Annotated in this window: 10 protein-coding genes and 2 other annotated features; of the genes, 7 read left to right on the top strand and 3 right to left on the bottom strand. The window is 34.6% G+C overall.

What is annotated here, in order from left to right:
- Positions 1-14: 14 nt before the first annotated feature.
- A complete protein-coding gene (locus tag AB1280_RS08030; RefSeq protein WP_429755493.1) occupies positions 15-704 on the bottom strand; it encodes a YjjG family noncanonical pyrimidine nucleotidase in 690 nt (229 codons plus the stop codon).
- Positions 705-1,432: 728 nt separating this feature from the next.
- On the opposite strand from AB1280_RS08030, the gene AB1280_RS08025 reads away from it, so the two are divergent.
- Positions 1,433-3,688, top strand: a complete 2,256-nt coding sequence (locus tag AB1280_RS08025; protein ID WP_429755492.1) for a GW domain-containing glycosaminoglycan-binding protein — start codon at positions 1,433-1,435, stop codon at positions 3,686-3,688.
- Positions 3,689-3,923: 235 nt separating this feature from the next.
- Here the strand turns inward: AB1280_RS08025 and AB1280_RS08020 are convergent, their stop codons facing one another.
- Positions 3,924-4,160 carry a hypothetical protein gene (locus AB1280_RS08020; protein WP_272190766.1) on the bottom strand — a complete coding sequence of 79 codons (237 nt, stop codon included), beginning with the start codon at positions 4,158-4,160 and terminating at the stop codon, positions 3,924-3,926.
- Positions 4,161-4,366: 206 nt separating this feature from the next.
- Positions 4,367-4,608, top strand: a binding site (T-box leader).
- Positions 4,609-4,677: 69 nt separating this feature from the next.
- Here AB1280_RS08020 and ileS point away from each other — a divergent pair.
- From ileS to AB1280_RS08000, 4 genes are all read left to right on the top strand, one after another.
- Positions 4,678-7,767: an isoleucine--tRNA ligase gene (gene ileS, locus AB1280_RS08015; protein ID WP_429757306.1), complete on the top strand. Its 3,090-nt coding sequence runs from the start codon at positions 4,678-4,680 to the stop codon at positions 7,765-7,767.
- A 112-nt stretch (positions 7,768-7,879) separates the two neighbouring features.
- Complete coding sequence (locus tag AB1280_RS08010; RefSeq protein ID WP_429755491.1) at positions 7,880-12,088, top strand: tetratricopeptide repeat protein; 4,209 nt, start codon at positions 7,880-7,882, stop codon at positions 12,086-12,088.
- A gap of 129 nt (positions 12,089-12,217) precedes the next feature.
- Positions 12,218-12,429: a binding site (T-box leader), on the top strand.
- A 109-nt stretch (positions 12,430-12,538) separates the two neighbouring features.
- Positions 12,539-13,831, top strand: coding sequence for an aspartate--tRNA(Asn) ligase (aspS, locus tag AB1280_RS08005; RefSeq protein ID WP_429755490.1), 1,293 nt, complete (start codon positions 12,539-12,541; stop codon positions 13,829-13,831).
- 1,032 nt (positions 13,832-14,863) lie between these two features.
- Positions 14,864-15,181, top strand: coding sequence for a hypothetical protein (locus AB1280_RS08000; protein ID WP_429755489.1), 318 nt, complete (start codon positions 14,864-14,866; stop codon positions 15,179-15,181).
- A gap of 761 nt (positions 15,182-15,942) precedes the next feature.
- Here the strand turns inward: AB1280_RS08000 and AB1280_RS07995 are convergent.
- A complete protein-coding gene (locus AB1280_RS07995; RefSeq protein ID WP_429755488.1) occupies positions 15,943-16,740 on the bottom strand; it encodes a lipid II flippase Amj family protein in 798 nt (265 codons plus the stop codon).
- 184 nt (positions 16,741-16,924) lie between these two features.
- Between AB1280_RS07995 and AB1280_RS07990 the strand changes: the two genes are divergently transcribed.
- Both AB1280_RS07990 and AB1280_RS07985 read left to right on the top strand, forming a co-directional pair.
- A complete protein-coding gene (locus tag AB1280_RS07990; RefSeq protein ID WP_429755487.1) occupies positions 16,925-17,566 on the top strand; it encodes a class I SAM-dependent methyltransferase in 642 nt (213 codons plus the stop codon).
- A 14-nt stretch (positions 17,567-17,580) separates the two neighbouring features.
- Positions 17,581-18,246, top strand: coding sequence for an HAD family hydrolase (locus AB1280_RS07985; RefSeq protein WP_429755486.1), 666 nt, complete (start codon positions 17,581-17,583; stop codon positions 18,244-18,246).
- Positions 18,247-18,333 lie beyond the last annotated feature (87 nt).

The raw sequence follows: 18,333 nt of genomic DNA, 5'->3' as shown, positions 1-18,333 counted from the left end.
TTCTTTGTATATATTTATCTTTTTAGTATATTTTTAAGATCCAGCAAATTTGAAATCTCATAAGTGGGTTTTAAGTCGGATGTATTTACGATTTGATTAGGGTTAAACCAGCACGTATCGATACCAAAATTGATTCCACCTTGTATATCAGAAGTTAAGCTATCGCCTACCATCAATACCTTGCTCTTGTCAGTATGTTTTAATTTGTTTAAAGCGTATTCAAATATTTTAGAATCTGGCTTTGATACATGAACATCTTCAGAAACTACTATATCTTCAAAATATTTTGCTATAACAGATTTCCGGATTCTAGTATCTTGAACATCTTTAAGGCCATTGGTAATGATAGAAAGTTTATAGTCTTGATGTAGACTCTCTACAAGGTCTATACTCTCATCATATAAAAAAGATGCATTAGATAAATGTTTCATATATAATTGTGCGAATTCAACTTCGTCAAACTCATCATCTAATTGATTTGATAACCGTTTAAATCTTTCAACATTTAATTTTTTCTGAGTAATAACTCCATTCTCTAACTCTTTCCATATGGCTGTATTGATAGACTTGTATACTTTCAAATGATAACTTTCATCATATTCTATATTACATGCCAGCATCGTATTTTTAAGAGCGTCTTTTTCTGATTTTTTAAAGTCAAATAACGTCTCATCTGCATCAAATATTATAACTTCGTACTTCATAGTAATCCTCCAAATATAGTTAGTTTTTGTAGCCGCCTTTTATAAAAAGTCTTATCAACGTACTCATTTAAGATACCTTTATACGTCAAAGCGCAAAGGCTAGACTTTACACAAAATACCTTCTATGATTTCACAACACTTTATAAAATACAGTATTTATAAAGTGTTGTATATGACAAATGTCCTATTAAGCTTGGGGTAAGAGAAACACATTAAGCTTTTAAGGGAAGATAACATTCAAAGGAACGAGATTATTTTTTCTCAATCCGTATGAGAACGTTTAATCAGATGCTTGCAGAATTCTTCGTCGTTTCCGAATCCGAAATAAAGGGATTTAAAGCATTTATAGTTGACTGAAGTGCCGTAGCTTTGGCACAAAAACTATTATGTATATTGCGCGAATTGGAAACAATACGATTATATTTTTCATAGTATAAAAACGCTTTTAATTCTGCTACTAGTAGTGTATTCACTACTTTTTCTAAGTGCTCATGAAAATCACTGTAATATCTTGTTTTTGGGCTAGTGGTTTAGTAATTTTTGATGTAAACTGATTTATAGGAAAGATTCTTTTCTGTGAATTTGGTGGGGGAGATCAATTCTACGAAGAAAAGGTCTTCTTTTATACGTCTTTGTTCATTTATACAAAATATTTTATACTCTTTAAAGATTCGAATAAAACAATAACAAATCAACTTAACTTATAAATTTAATAGGGGATAAGAATAATGAGTAAAAGTAACACGTTAAAGGTATGTAACAAATCAGTTGCGGTAATAGGAGTAACTGGGATATGTTTATTTTTATCAGAACCAACGTTTATAAAAGCTGAAAACTTACAATCTAATAATATAAAAGTACAAGATAATCAAGTTGGTGATAACTTACAAAGTAAAGATATTAAATCAAATAATTTACAAGATAATAGTTTTACAACAGATAATTCACTAACTGACGGAGTGAAATCGAATAATCCGCAAAACCCACAAGATAGTAATATTAAATCCGAAAATGTACAAGGTATAGATGTAGAATCAAATAGCCAACAAGATAACAGTGCTAAATCATCTAACTCACAACCTAGCACAACAAATGTACAAGAGACTCAAATTATTGAGTTTTCACAAGGTAATGGTATTTGGTCTGTACCATATGGATTACAAGGTGCAAACTATATTGATTCTACTAATAAGTATGCAGGAAAATCAGTTCAACTGATTCAAAAAATGATAGTAAACAATGCAACTTGGTATCAATTTAGTATAGATGGTAAAACAATAGGTTGGATAGATAGTAAAGTATTAAGTAAATTATCCAACATACAAGAAATAAATCAAGACGCTATAATGGGTGCGACATATAATAATGGCATTTGGTCTTTACCATATGGCGTTAAGGGTGCAATCTATGTAGATACTTCAGATAAATATGCATATGATAGCATTAAATTAACCGAAAAAGCAATGTTTGGAGATACAACTTGGTATCAATTTAGTGTAGATGGTAAAGTAATCGGTTGGGTTGATTCAAAGGCATTGGCAAAAGATGAGGTAAAACCTGTTAATTTCTCTGTAACAATTGGAACGACCAACGGTAATGGGATATGGTCAAAACCTTATGGTGTGATGGGTGCTCAATACATAGGTTCTACTAATGTTTATGCTTATCAAACATTACAAGTAATAAAGACAGTTAAAAAGGGAGCTACAAACTGGTATCAAGTTAAAAATGATAAAGGGGTAATAGGTTGGATAGATGGTGATAAAGCTGTAACTGACTTGGAAAATTTACCTATCGAAAACAGTTCAGTACTAATTGGTGGTTCAGCAAAACCTTCTGACGGTGTTTGGAGTGTACCATATGGAGAATATGGTGCTAACTGGATTGCATCAGTTAGTGATTATAGCTTTAAACAAGTTAAAGTTATCCAAAAAGTAAAGAAAAATAATGTTGTGTGGAGTAAAATCAAATTAGGGGATAAAGAACTAGGTTGGGTTGATTCAAGAACATTATCTAATCTTGTGATTAATGATGAAAATAAAATTGTATTATTAGGAGATACATACGGTCATGCAATTTGGACTTTACCTTATGGTGAAGAGAACGCTAAATATGTTGGTTCTGCAAATAACTATGTAAATAAACCTATTAAAGTAATTGGTAGTTTAACTAGGGAACAAACAGTTTGGTATCATTTTATGGTAGACGGTAAAGAAGTTGGTTGGATTGACTCTAAAACAGTTTCTAATGCATCTAACATAATAGAAATGAATGAGACTTATCATGTGGAAAATAATCAAGGTCATACAGTATGGACTAGACCTTACGGAATGCAAAATGCTTCATATGTAGGTTCGGCTTCAGACTTTACTAATAAAAACTTGAATGTAAAATTATCTATAAACTATAACGGTGTAACATGGTATGGTTTTAAAAATTCTAGTGGTAATTTAAATTGGATAGATAGTAAAGCGGTTGTAAAAGGTTCTACTTACCCATATTTGGATGTACCAATTATTAGTCAACGTGATCCTTATATTCCATCAAGAAATTTAGTATCCGGTTGTGAGATAACATCAGTAACGATGATGTTACAATATGCAGGTGCGAATGTAGATAAAGTTCAACTTGCATACGAAATGCCGTATTCTAGTTTTGATCCAAATCAAGGTTTTGTAGGAAATCCTTTTGGTAAAGGTTGGACTATATATCCTCCAGCTTTAATGGATTTAGTACGTAAATACACTGGTAGTGCAATAAATCTAACTGGTTTAGAAATAAAAAGAAATTTAGACGACGGGAAACCTGTTGTCGTTTGGATGACTATGCATGGTTTTACAGTCCATGCTATTACGCTTGTAGGGTATGATGAAAGCTATTTTTATTATAACGATCCTTGGACTGGTGAGAAAAATGCGTCTATGTATTGGTCTGACTTTTATAACAATTGGTCTACACAAAATAGACGAGCTATTTCATATTAAAGTATTGGGTAGAGTTTAAAGAATAACTCTACCTTTTTATATGGATGTATAAAAACAAAAAAGGTTGGTTTCAATAAGTATTTCAACATAATAAATTTCGTTAAGGTGTTTCTATAGAATGTCTTCTTTATGGCAAAATAAATGCCCCCTTGTTTGGTTATCTCAAGCAAAAACTACTCTTAGTAGGTGTCCAAATTTATTAGGGGGCTAATGAGGAAATAAAAATATCATATATTTAATTATCAAAAAATCCTAATGCATATTTTACTCCTTCATGGATATCGGTTGTTTCGTATCCTGCTAATTCTTCATTGGTAATTTGCATTTTCACATTATCTAATTCGTAACCACTGTCTAAATCAATATTCAACAGAACCTCATATCCATCAGTAGTAACGTTTGTTTCTATAATGCTGAAGGTTTGAATCGCAGTACCTGTTTCGTATTCGATTGGTTCTAAAAAGTCCGACATAAAAACACCACTTTTCCTGATAATAACCATGTTTGGTTCTTTCAGTAGTTTAACCATGCGACATGCTGTTATTCGTGTAACGTTCTTAAAGATGTAGAATAAAAAAGTAGTAAAGATAAGAATATAATAAATTCAACTCGGAAAAAATTCTAAATTAATTGACAATTGGTGTTGTGTTGGAATAAAATAACTGTTAATAAAAGTATACAAATCTGATGACGAGAACGAGTAAAATATATCACTGTTCCCCAGAGAGCCGGTATCTTGCTGCAAGCCGGTGTTCGGTATATATTTGAAAATCATCTCCGAGGAGTCGAGCTGAACATAGTAAGTTCGAACGGTTGTCTACCGTTACAAGGAACGCGTATGATTGTACGTTGCTGAGTGCTATTGATGAACGATTAATCAATAGAAGTAGGGTGGTAGCGCGGGTAAACCCGTCCCTAATGATAGGGACGGGTTTTTTGTGTACTTTTAATTATTTCTTAAGGAGTGATTGTAGATGAAGAAGGTAGATGTGAAAGAAGCAGCTGTAAGGAGAGAAGCGCGAATTCGTAAGCAATGGAATGAACAGGATACCTTTATGCAATCGATTCGAAATCGTGAAGGTGCACAATCTTTCGTATTTTATGAAGGACCGCCAACTGCGAATGGACTTCCGCACGTTGGGCATGCCCTAGGACGGACCATTAAAGATTTGGTTGCAAGATATAAAACGATGACAGGATATAAAGTGCTGCGTAAGGCTGGATGGGATACACATGGATTACCGGTGGAATTGGGCGTTGAAAAGCAGCTCGGTATTTCTGGTAAACATGATATTGAAAAGTACGGTGTAGAAGCCTTTCTGGCAAAGTGTAAAGAGAGTGTATTTACGTATGAAAAGCAGTGGCGTGAATTTACAGAAAGTATTGGTTACTGGGTTGATATGGGTACGCCGTATATCACGTTAGATAATTCTTATATTGAAAGTGTTTGGCATGTTCTTGGAACGATTCATGAAAAAGGATTGCTGTATAAAGGTCACCGCGTTTCTCCTTATTGCCCAAGCTGCCAAACGTCATTGAGCTCACATGAGGTGGCGCAAGGATATAAAACAGTGAAGGATTTAAGTGCAACAGTTAAATTTCAGCGTACAGATCGGGAAAACGAGTATCTTCTCGGCTGGACAACAACGCCATGGACGCTTCCAGCTAATGTAGCACTAGCTGTTCACCCAGAGCTGGAATATGTAAGGGCCCAGCAAGGGAATACGATTTATATTGTTGCAAAAGAGTTAGCGAAAGATGTACTGCAGCAAGATTATAAAGTGTTATCTGTTCACAGGGGAAGGGAGTTAACGGGGATTTCTTACGTATCGCCATTTCAATTTGCAGAAGTCACAAATGGTCATTGTGTAGTAAAAGCTGATTTTGTCACAGCTAATAGCGGTACAGGAATTGTTCATATCGCCCCTGCTTACGGAGAAGATGATTATAAAGTGGTTCAAGAAAATGATCTATCATTTGTTAATGTTATAAACGAGAAGGGAGAGTACACATCTGATGTTCCTTTTTTACAAGGGAAATTTGTAAAAGAGTGTGATGTTGAAATTGTTCGCTATTTAGCTGAGCATGGTCTTCTTTATCATAAGGAGAAGTATGAGCATAGTTATCCGCATTGTTGGCGCTGCGACTCACCGCTACTTTATTATGCAAATGAAAGTTGGTTCATTCGAACAACTGCGTTAAAGGAGCAATTTTTACAAAATAATAATGAAGTAACATGGCATCCAGAACATATCCAACATGGCCGGTTTGGTAACTTTTTAGAAAACATGGTGGATTGGAACATTAGCCGGAAACGATATTGGGGTACACCGCTAAATGTATGGGAATGTGAAGCTTGTTACCATCAATTTGTGCCGAAAAGCATTGAAGAATTAAGAAAATATGCAATTGGAATGGTTGATGAAAATATTGAATTGCATAAACCATATGTAGATAAAGTGAAAATTAGTTGCCCAAAATGCAGTGAAACAATGAAACGTACGCCAGAAGTAATTGATGTTTGGTTTGATAGTGGTTCGATGCCATTTGCTCAGTATCATTATCCATTTGAAAATAAAGAGTTATTTGAAGAACAGTTTCCAGCGGATGTGATTGCTGAAGGAATTGATCAGACGCGCGGTTGGTTTTATAGCTTACTTGCGGTGTCTACTCTATACACTGGAAGAGCGCCGTATAAGCGTGTATTATCACTTGGGCATGTGTTAGATGAAAATGGGCAAAAAATGTCAAAAAGTAAAGGGAATGCGTTAGACCCAGTAGATTTAGTAGAGAAATTTGGAGCGGATGCTTTGAGGTGGGCGCTGCTTGTAGATAGTGCGCCTTGGAATCCGAAACGATTTTCAGAACGAACTGTACAAGAAGCAAAATCAAAACTCGTTGATACGTTGTTAAATGTGTATAGTTTTTACGTATTGTACGCGGAGTTAGATGGATACAATCCAAAACAGGAATATCGTACAAAGAAGACAAAACTGGATGAGTGGGTATTATCAAGGTTGCATAGTACGATTCAAAAGGTAAGTATAGCTTTAGAAGATTATCAATTTACAACAGCTGCACGTGAAATAGCATTATTAGTTGAAGAAGTAAGCAATTGGTATGTAAGACGTTCGCGCAATCGCTTTTGGGCGTCTAGTATGAATGCTGAAAAAGCGGCAGCATATGCTACACTTCACGAAGTACTTGTTACGCTTAGTAAGCTGCTTGCACCGTTTACACCATTTTTAGCTGAAGATATTCATTTCAATTTAGAAGACAGCAGTGTTCATTTGGCGGATTATCCAGTATGTGAAGAAGCGCTAATTCAAAAACAGCTTGAAAGAGAGATGGAAGCTGTTTTACAAGTAGTTGAGCTTGGACGTAGTATTCGTAATCAACACACATTAAAAGTAAAACAACCATTAACAAAATTAGTTGTATTTGAGAATACGAAGCGAGAAATGGATTGGAATTCTTATAAAGAGATTGTAATGGATGAGTTAAACGTGAAAGAAGTGACAATCGAATATAGTGAAGCGGATTATATGTCATATCAGTTAAAACTAAACTTTAAACAAGCGGGCCCGAAATTCGGAAAACAAATCAATACGGTCAATCATTGGCTGCAAAATTTATCTAATGAAGAAGTAAAAGTGTTTCTAAAAGATGAAAATGGAGCATGTCAATTGTCGTCTGGAGAAGTTGTCGCAGTAACATTAGAAGATGTGTTTATTGAAAAAATACCGAAAACAGGACTTGCTGATGCTGCGAATGGGGTATACACCGTTATGATGGACACGCATGTAACGGATGAATTGCTACAGGAAGGAATGGCGCGAGAATTTATTCGCGCTGTGCAGGAATATCGCAAACAATTGAATTTGCCAGTAAATTTGCGAGTAGATATTGAAATTGAATGTGACGAGGAATTACAGGATGTAATGATGAAGTATAAAGAATTACTGCAAGAAAACTTACTTATGAAACAATTATTCATTAAGGAATCGATGCAACAAGCAGAACAAATTCAAGTAGGAAATAAGCAGGTATTGATTCATCTTCGAGCGAACGAAATATAAGAGAAGAAAAACAGAGTGTACGCTCTGTTTTTTCTTTTAAAGAAAATGTGAAAAAACGTTGTAAGTTCTATACCTAGTATATACAATTATGAAAAAAGAATGGAGTGAAAAGATGCGAGATTTTGAGAAATTAAGGGTATTTGTAAAAAAGAAAGAATTTTTAAATGGTTTATCGGAAATTCAAAACGAAATTGAGGAAATAAGAGCAAAAAATTCCCTTTCCTATATGAAAGAACGGTTAGGTGAAATTTCTTCAGAAGAAGATTTTTATACAATTATTCAACTGTTGGATGAAGGCTTGATGCCATCTTATAGTAGATTTGTAGTGCGGTATGCACATCGTCGTTTTAACAGTTTTCGGACGCTTACTTGGTTTTGTGATGATTTAATTGATGAACGAAAATCATTAGATGCAGAAGATTTGTTAAAAGAGGCATTGCAAAAAGAAAGTCACGCTGTTAAAAAAGAGCACCTTGCAAAGGCGTATTTCGTATTGGCACGTTGCGTACTTGAAATGCGTCGTTATGAGGAAGCTTATAGATATATGAAGAAAGCAGACGAATTAAGTGAAATTCCAATCTTTGATAAATGGGGTTACTTCTATTTATTTAAAGGCGATTGGCTGAAGGCAGAAGAAGTACTGCGAAAAGGAATGAATTGTGAGGAATGTGTAGATACATCAACATATTTATTAGCTGAGTTGTATTCTATGAAAGGAGAACATGAAGAATCCTTACAAATCATTACGGAAGCGATGAGGAAATTTCCACAAGTTCCGTTCTTTTATTTAGAAAAGATAAAAAGATTATATGATAAAAAAGCATATGATGAGTTGAGCCAAGTTTTACATGAAGTTCAAAACTTGTTGCCATTTCATAGTTATCAACCGTATTTCTCACAAATTTGGGCGGAATTCTATTATATGGAAGGTGATTGGGATAGTCTACAAACATTGCTAGAAAAGGAGAAAAGTTTAAAAGATTCTCCTTATCATAACGCACTTCGTTTTACTGAGAAAAAAGAAGTGATGCTTTCTATTGTACCTGTCGTACAGAAAGATAACTATTGCGTACCTGCAAGTATCGAAATGATATTGAGGCTTTTTGGAAATCGCAAAACGCAAGATGAAATTGCTAAGCATATTTTTGATGGAATAGGGTCAAAGTTATCAAAAACAGTAGAATACGTGGAAGCGATCGGTTATAAAAGTCGTTTCTTTGTAGGTACAGTAAATATGTATAAAAAATTTATCGATGCCGGTGTTCCAGTTTTGCTTAGTGTTGATATAGACCATGTTTCGCATGTGCAATTGGTAGTTGGTTATAATGATCAGCTGCAAGTTTTATATATTCAAGATCCCAATTTTGCAGAGCGCATACTTGTTACATATGAAGAATTTGCAAAGCAGTATGTAAATACGAATTATTTATCCATCGCAATTGTTCCAAATGAGAAAAGTGAGCTTCTTTCTTCATTATGTAAAGAAGATGATTTGTATTTCCGGCGCATCTTTTCGTTAACAGATCAAATGGAATTTGCTGAACATGACGATGTGGAAAATTTGTTAAGGCTTTTACACGAGCATAAAGAAAATCCGTATACATGGTTATATACGATTAAACATTTAGATTTACAAGATGGAAAGGAGTTTGTATATAACTGTGCGAAACGTGCTTTACATGCTTATCCCGAATCCGATTATGTAAAGCTTCATACAGCGCAATGTTTTGTACGTATCGAAGAACTAGAACAAGCGTATACAGTATTAGAACAAGTGAATCATAAAATTACGAATCCATTCTACCATTTTACGCAAGGACGCATTGCGTTCGATGAATCTCGTTATGATGATATGATTGCTAACTTTCGTGCGTCGCTCCAGCTAGACCCTGATCAGCCAGTAGCTTGGAGTTATATGGCCATTGGCTATATGTATTTAGATGATTTGAAGCAGGCTCTAAAGTATTCATCTATTGCAACGAGTCGTCATGAAGATCGTTTTGTTTTTGTTAATCATGCCCTGATTTTAACGGATGCCGGCCATGGTGAAGAAGCATATGAAGTGTTTACTATGTTATTAAAACAGTATAAAAGAGACGGATTTGTTTGGTGTGAGCGTGCTCGGTGTGCTCATAAATTAGGAAAGATAAGATCGGCAATTCGCGGACTTCAAGTTGGTAAGGAATTGGATCGTCAATTACCGCTGCCATATATCATGTTAGCTGATATTTATGAAGCAGAATTAGAAGATAAAAGAAAAGCAGAAGAAGTTTTACTAGAAGGAATGCAAAATGATGTTCAATCAGCTGTGTTGTATGCGAAATTAGGTGACCTTTATTTAGAGCGAGAACAATATGAAAAAGCACTGGAAATGTATGAAGGCGGGCTTCGATGTGACGAGGAAGAAATATCCTGTCATATAGGAATCAGTGAAGTTTACATGAAACAAAAAGGGTATGAAACAGGAAAACAATATATTTTTAGACTGAAAGAACAATTTATTGAAGATAGCGACTTCCTTATTAATGCTGGAAAGATATTATGGAACGCAGCTATAGATCAAAACATCGAACAAAAAGAAGTTGAATCAGCTTTACTGATTATGGAAGAAGGAATCGTTTGTATACAAAGTAATTTCCGAGATGCACTAGAAATGTATGTATCGCAGCTTGAAGATACACCATTTTTACAAAGAGGAATTTCATTTTTACGTACGTTAGTTGAAAAAGATAATTGCAATATAGATTATTTATGTTATTTAGGCATTTTACAAGAATCTGCAGGGAATTATAAGAAAGCTATTCAGCTGTATGAGCAAGCGACGCAGATCACAGAAGATGCATTCCCGCATTTTAGGCTCGGAGAAGTGTATAAAACATTGGAAGAATGGGAACAAGCAAAAACAGCGTATTTACAATGTGTGAAACAAGATTCTACTTTCGCAATGGCACACTTGAAATTGGCTGAAATTTACTATGTTGAAGAAGATTTAGAGAACGAACAGCATTACATGTTTGAAGGTTGTAAAAATGCCCCTTTATTAGTAAATATGGAACATTTAGCGAATATTTCAGTAAAAACCGGGCGTCATGAGGAACTGATTACGGTTTTAAACAAAAAGAATGGAATTATTTCTGAGTCATGGCGTTTAAATAGCCTTGCATATGTGTACGGGGCAATTGGTGATGGCCAGAAAGAACGTGCTTATATAGAGCAGGCGCTGGCAAAGGAAAATAATCATGAAGAGATATTACATCATTATGCGAAAATATTACTTGCCTCGGATGAAAAGGAAGGCTTACAGGTTATTGAGAAGATTATTATGCAAAATGCTCACAATGAAGAAGTGTATGTAACGTATATAGAAGAATTGCGGAAGAAAAGAAAAAGTATAAGTGATAGTTTAGGGAATTTAGACGTATCAAATGAAGAAAAAAGCTATGCGTTTATGTATGCAGCTTCTGCACTTGAACAAAAATTTTTGGAACAGATGGAGCAAGAAGAACAAACAGGAGCATTTTTCACAAAAATATATCACCGCATTCGAAAACGTGCAAATGATGTACTTTCTTTTACATCTATTATTGATTTGTATGAAACGGCAATCCGCCTAAATCAAGAAAACAGCGCAGCGGTACAACGATTTTCTCACTTTTATGTAAATGGTGATCTCATTGATGATGCAATTAAAACATTACGTAAGTCGCTCAGGAAACATTGGAATTATGAAGTTGCACATCAATTTATTATGCTGCTCCTAGAACATGCAGATGACAATGAAGCAAGGTTGCAAGAGGCATTGCGTGAAACGGAGCGCATATTACAAGAAAGACCGATTGACGCATCGATTCGAATGCTGGAGGGTACGATATTACTAGATTTACAGAGGGAAAAAGAAGGAGAATATATTCTTCGTACTTTAGCAGAAGATGTTCCGATGATGAGTGGAAGCTTTATACATTTAGGTGCCCTTTACAATAATCAAGGTCGTTACCGAGAAGCTATTGCTATATTAGAAAAAGGATTAGAGCATCATCCAGAAGAGGATGAACTATATATCGGTCTTGGTGTTTCTCATCATTTAAATGATGATACAAAAAGAGCGTTGGAGCTCATGAATGATGTGTTATCGATGGATGAATCACATTTAAATGCTAGATATAATAAAGCATGCTATTTAGCTGTATTGAATCGAAATGAAGAGGCGACCATTGAATTAGAGCGCGTATTGCAAGAAGATGAAAGCGGCTATTTTGCAGAATTAATGGAAGAGGACCCAGATCTAATACGTATTAAAAAGTATGTAAAGCAGTATATTTGACGAATTTTTGGAAAGTTTATAACAAAACCAATATCAGGTAAACTGAAGAAGTAAGTTAAATAACCTTTCAAATTATTAAAAAAATAACTTGCATCTCGTTGTTTGAAAGGATAAAATATTCCGTAAATATAAAAAGCGATGAGCAGGAAAAGTACATCATGAACGATCTACAGAGAGCAATCGGTAGCTGAGAAGATTGCGGTGCAGCGTGATGGAAAGACACCTGTGAGTGTTATTTTGAACGTGAATAACTAGTAAAAGTAAACGGAACCTACCGTTATCAGGCGAAAAGTGGTCAATGTGACAATTTGGGTGGTACCGCGGTGAAATCCGTCCCTTGTATAGGGGCGGATTTTTGTATTCTTTGAAAGGGGTGAGCGGCTGTGGATGATGATGACAACGATAATAATACATATACAATCATACAATTAATAGTAGGAGGCGGAGTGTATGAGTCAACAGATGAAGCGGTCGCTTATTAGCGAATGTACACCGCATAAAACAGTTGTGTTACAAGGATGGGTAAAGAAAGTTCGTCATTTAGGGAATATTAGCTTTTTATTACTTCGTGACCGAACAGGCGTCATGCAATGCGTACTTGAAAAAGAATGGGCTGGATACAAGGTAGAAGTAGAAAGTGTTGTGCAAGTGACAGGAAAAGTAATTGAGACAGAGAAAACGGAACTTGGAGTAGAGTTGTTAGTAGAGGATGTGCAGCTTATAAATGGCGCTGAACCAATTCCATTTGAAGTGAATAAAAAGAAACTGCAGGTCGGTTTAGATCAAATGTTACATTCACGAACGCTATCACTTCGGCATGATAAAGTGCAAGCGATTTTTACAATTAAATCAATGTTTGCACATTCATTTAGCGAATATTTACTACAACATGACTTTACAAGAATTTTCACACCGAAAATTGTTTCACAAGGAGCGGAAGGCGGAGCAAATGTATTTCAATTTCAATATTTTGAAAAAGAAGCATATTTAGCACAATCACCGCAGTTTTATAAGCAAATGATGGTTACGGGTGGATTAGAACGTGTTTTTGAAGTGGCACCTGTATACCGCGCTGAACATCACAATTCATCTCGTCATTTAAACGAATACATTTCCTTAGACGTCGAACTTGCATTTATTGAAGATTTTTATGAAGTAATGCAGCTTGAAACGGATGTACTCCGGTATATGTTTGAAAAAGTAAAGCAAAATTGCGTAAAGGAGTTACTGTTGCTTCAAATTGAAATTCCGGTTATTACAGACATTCCAAAATTAACGGTGACAGAAGCGCAAACGATTTTACAAAAAGAGTATCGAAAAGAGTCCCCAATAGGAGATCTAGATTCAGAAGGAGAAAAGTTGCTTGGGAAGTATATAAAAGAAACATACAATAGTGATTTTGTCTTTATCACTCATTATCCGAAAGAAACACGTCCGATGTATACAATGCCAAATCAAGAGAATCCTTCCGTCACAGACTCTTTTGATTTACTGTATAAAGGATTAGAAATTACATCAGGTGCGCAGCGTATTCACAACTATAATATGTTAGTTCGCTCCTTTGAAGAAAAGGGATTACATGTGGAAAACTTTCAATCGTATATTGATACGTTCCGATATGGTTGTCCGCCGCATGGTGGGTTCGCGATTGGGTTAGAACGACTTGTATATAAATTTTTAAACTTATCGAACGTTCGTGAAGCAAGTGCATTTCCGAGAGACTGTACTAGGTTAGTGCCGTAATAGAAAGAGCAATAATCCCCGGTTTGTGTTTTTACTGGAAGATAGAAAAAGTGAAGTTTAGGCAGTATTCTTTTACGATGACCTATGTTGTTTAACAATTATAGAAAAAAGGAAAGGAGTGGATTCCCCACTCCTTTTATTACGACATACTGTTATTTTTTTATCACGACTTTTATCCTTCGTAGTTCTTAAATAAATCTGATAAATATTTAGTATTTTCTTCCGCGATATATTGTTCAGCTTCTATCAAGCGGGCTACCAGCTCGGCTTTCATCAGACTCATGTACTGACGGTAAACATGTTGTAGATCTCTATCAGGCTTTAAATGCTCAAACTCCCTGAATGAAAGCTTTTCATGCTCATGATAGGGAAGATGTTTTTCAAGCTCCTTTTGCTTTTCTTATAAGTATTACTCTTCTCTTTATAATAATCATAAAGTTCTTCATGATTTCTAATCGTATTAAAATGAATGCCTTTTTTCTCGTAAAATTCCTTCGTTTTTTCTGCTCATTCTAGATAGGCAACTAACTCATGCTTTTGCTCTGGCTCATGTATTTTTGTAACACAACCTACACATGCAAATTTTGTTGGACAAACCTTATTAGTAACACATGTGCTTCCAACTTCCGTAGAATTGATGCTCTAGAATCGGTAAAAACCAAAAGCTTTCTGCTTCTTCTATTGGTTCACCTGTTTTATCATCTAATATTTCTACTTTTAAAAATTCAATAATATATTCATTGTAGCATTGTCACTACACCTAGTTATAAACATGCAGAATTTTATACAGTATTTTAAATCGGAAGTGATAAAAAGGAATAGGAAGAATGCTTTCTTAATAAGTTTGTATAAAAATGTGCATACAAAAGAAAACAAGGTAGGAACTATAAATCTTTGCCGTTTCTGTGTTTGGAGCAAAAGAGAACTGCTGATAATGTTATGTTATATCAATCTTACATGAATACCATATTCATCCAAAATTGCACAAAATTTCCCTTGCTAATGGTACAATTAAAGTCATGGAGGGATACTATGGAGTATATTGTATTTTATGGAATACCGTTTCTTATAATTGGTACTGCAATATTTTTATTTATTACGGCTATAGCACAGAAAACACAAAAAATTTGGGATGACTTAAATCTATTATTCGTAATGGTCGGTTTAGGGATAAATATACTTGCTATTCCATTGGCACTTTTTATAGGTGGGATGTCAACAGATTCCCCGGACAGTACTAGACTTGATTTTTGTAAAGGATTTCTCTTTATTCAGGGAATACCGATTATCATACTACTTCTAGCTTTGGTTTGGTGGTTTATTCGTCGGAACAAAAAAGTCCACATGTAGAATTTTAAAATGACTTCCGTTTTCGAACCGTATGTTAACAGTCCCAGTCGGGGTTGTTTTTTTCTTTCCATACGTATACATGTTTTTTATGAGGACTTCAACAAATGTAGTAATAAAAATAGTAATAAAACCTCAAAAAAAGGTGCATTAACCGAATCGTTGATACACCAGTAAATTGCATTGTTAAACAACATAGGTCGTCGTGTAATAACACTACGTAAACTTCAATAACTGTAAATTCAGTATTACATATTAATCGGGGATTTGTTGTGAAGAAATCGCTGTGAATTTGTGATGGCAGTTTACAAGATTTTAGTTGAATTGTATCTTGGATGAGCAAGGTGTAAATGAGATTATCCTGTATTAGCGGAAAGTAAGATTCTAAAATCCAAAGATGCAGAGCGAGCAAAGAGGATAGTTAGAGGTAACTGCCTGTAAATGATCAATCGATTTAACTCACCATTAATGGTGAGTCAAACTTTATTTTCCTATATGGACTTGTTTTCTTTTTAGTAGTGCCTTACGTTTTGTACGGCCTTCCTCCTGCTCTTTTCTAATCATGCAAAATATAAATAGTGTTTTGCTAATTTGCTTTCCGTCTGTAAAATTGACTGTACACCAGAGCTCATCATATATGCTACTAATATAAGTAGAGTAAAAAAAAGAACGGAACCATATGTAACCCAAGGAGTAAACATAAGGAGTTGTAAAAAAAGGGTCTTCTATCTTAGTTAAGAAGCCCCTTTTTTAATGTGCAATTTTTAATTCATAATCGAAATAATCCACAATATCCAATGTGCTCCTGGTACAAAAAGAAGCTGAGCTAGTAATGTACCAAAAAATCTAGAAATCATAAGCCATCCGTACATTTTCCCCATTGTTTCTGCCCCGTTTTCTTTTTGGAGAGCTCGTTCTGTTAATAGTGCAATCCGTGGGTCTAATAGTACCGTTAATAAGATTGTTGCAAATCCGTTAACGAGACCGGACGCTGTACTTGCATTCGATGCGTAAGGAGGATTTAAGAAAGAGGCGTATAAAGCAGAAAGAACGCCTGCCGTATAAATAGCAGTAGCAAACATATTAATGAGCATAATTCGCTTTGGAATGCCGCCAATTCTCATCCGATGAATCATTTGCAACTTTGGAAAACGGACATATTTTTTTGTGTATTTTAATTTTTGAATGTTATTTGTTTTCATCATACGTATGAAAGAACCGTCTGTTTCAAAGTTTTGAATAACATAGCCAAATAGTTTTGTAAGAGTTGGATACAAAAAGATAGCTAGTAATGTACCGATTGAGGCAGCGAATAAAATAAGATGAATTATTCCTTTTAAATCGATAGAATCGTCTTGTTTTGCTTGATCGACAATACCGCTAACTAAAAAAGCTTGCAGCAAGTTAGATGTTCTCGCAACAAGTAACACAATTCCAACTACAGATAAGGAAACAGCAATCTTTTTTAACCGAATGCCTGCGAGTCGGATGCTATAAGAACTTGTTTCTACTGCATGAATGATAATTGTAAAAACTGCTATGAAAATTAATTTTGTTGTCATATGTATTCACCATTTATTAAAATTTGGAAAATAAATCTAATCATACATGATAGGAAAGAATTTGTACATCTTACTTTTTTGTTAGAAGGTGACTTATGTTGTTTTTATTGACAGAATATTTACATTAAAGTGATTGTTTTGTAAAATGGTGAGAGTTGTGGTTAGGATGACAAGGGGGATTGGAATGAAAACATATTATAGTAACCGAGCAAAGAGTTATGAAGAAGTATATTTTCGAGATGACCCTATTAGACAGACAGAATTAAAAGAAGTAAAAGATGTTTTGAAAGAAAAGTTTGCAGGGAAGGATGTACTCGAGGTTGCTTGCGGTACAGGATACTGGACACAATATGTTGCTGAGACAGCTAAGCACATTACTGCGATTGATTACTCGGAAGAAGTACTAATTTTAGCGAAAGAAAAGAAACTTGTGCCATCGAAAGTTTCTTTTGTACAAGGAAATGCATATAAACTAAATCAGTTAGCAAAAACATTTAATGGAGCATACGCAAATTTTTGGTTTTCTCATATTCCGAAAGAAAATATTTTCTCTTTTTTAGAACAGTTTCATGCGGTTTTAGACAAAGGATCTATTGTATGTATGGCGGATAATATGTATAACGAAGGAATTGGTGGAACACTTATTTTTAAGCCAGGTGATGAAAATACATATAAAATTCGTTCATTAGCAGATGGCCAGCAATATGAAGTAATAAAAAATTATTATTCGAAAGAAGAACTTACAGCTATTTTCGAACCATTTGCAGTAGATTTAGAGATTCATATGAATACATGTTTTTGGATTGTAACATATAAAGTAAAGTGAGCGGAGGAGAATAAATGTATACAACTTTTTTATTCGATTTAGATGGCACATTAACAGACCCAAAAGAAGGTATTGTAAATTCAATTGTATATGCCTTGCGAAAAATGGGGATTGATGAGCAGGATGATAACAAATTACTTTCTTTTATTGGTCCGCCGATTCAACATTCATTTGCGAATATATATGGAATGAATGAAAAACAAGTAATAGATGCAGTTACGTATTACCGTGAATATTTTAAAACGAAGGGAATGTTTGAAAATCATGTATATGAGCATATTCCTAGTGTTTTACAAGAATTAAAGGATGCAGGAAAGCGATTATTTGTGGCAACGTCTAAGCCAACTGTATTTGCAAAACAAATTTTGGAACACTTTCAGATGGCGCATTATTTTGAAGAGATTGTCGGTAGTAATTTAGATGGAACACGCATTGCAAAGGCAGAAATAATTCAGCATATTTTACATACATATGATAATTTAGAGAAAGAGCATGTAGTTATGGTAGGAGATCGAGAGTATGACATAATTGGTGCGCGCCAAGTTGGTATCGATTCTATTGGAGTCATGTATGGGTACGGTAGTAAAGAAGAGTTAGTGACAGCAGGAGCTACTCATATTAGTAAAGATGTAGAAAGTTTAAAGAATTTTCATTATGCGGTAAAACAAGTAACAGATTGAAAAGATAAGGTCATTTCCTTATCTTTTTTTAATAGTGGCGTTGTAAAAAAATGACTATATTTGATGCTTGAAAAAGGAATTTCATTT

Origin of the sequence: Bacillus sp. S10(2024), from assembly GCF_050473865.1 — a bacterium.
GTDB lineage: Bacteria > Bacillota > Bacilli > Bacillales > Bacillaceae_G > Bacillus_A.
This window is presented reverse-complemented; position numbering and strand designations above follow the sequence as displayed.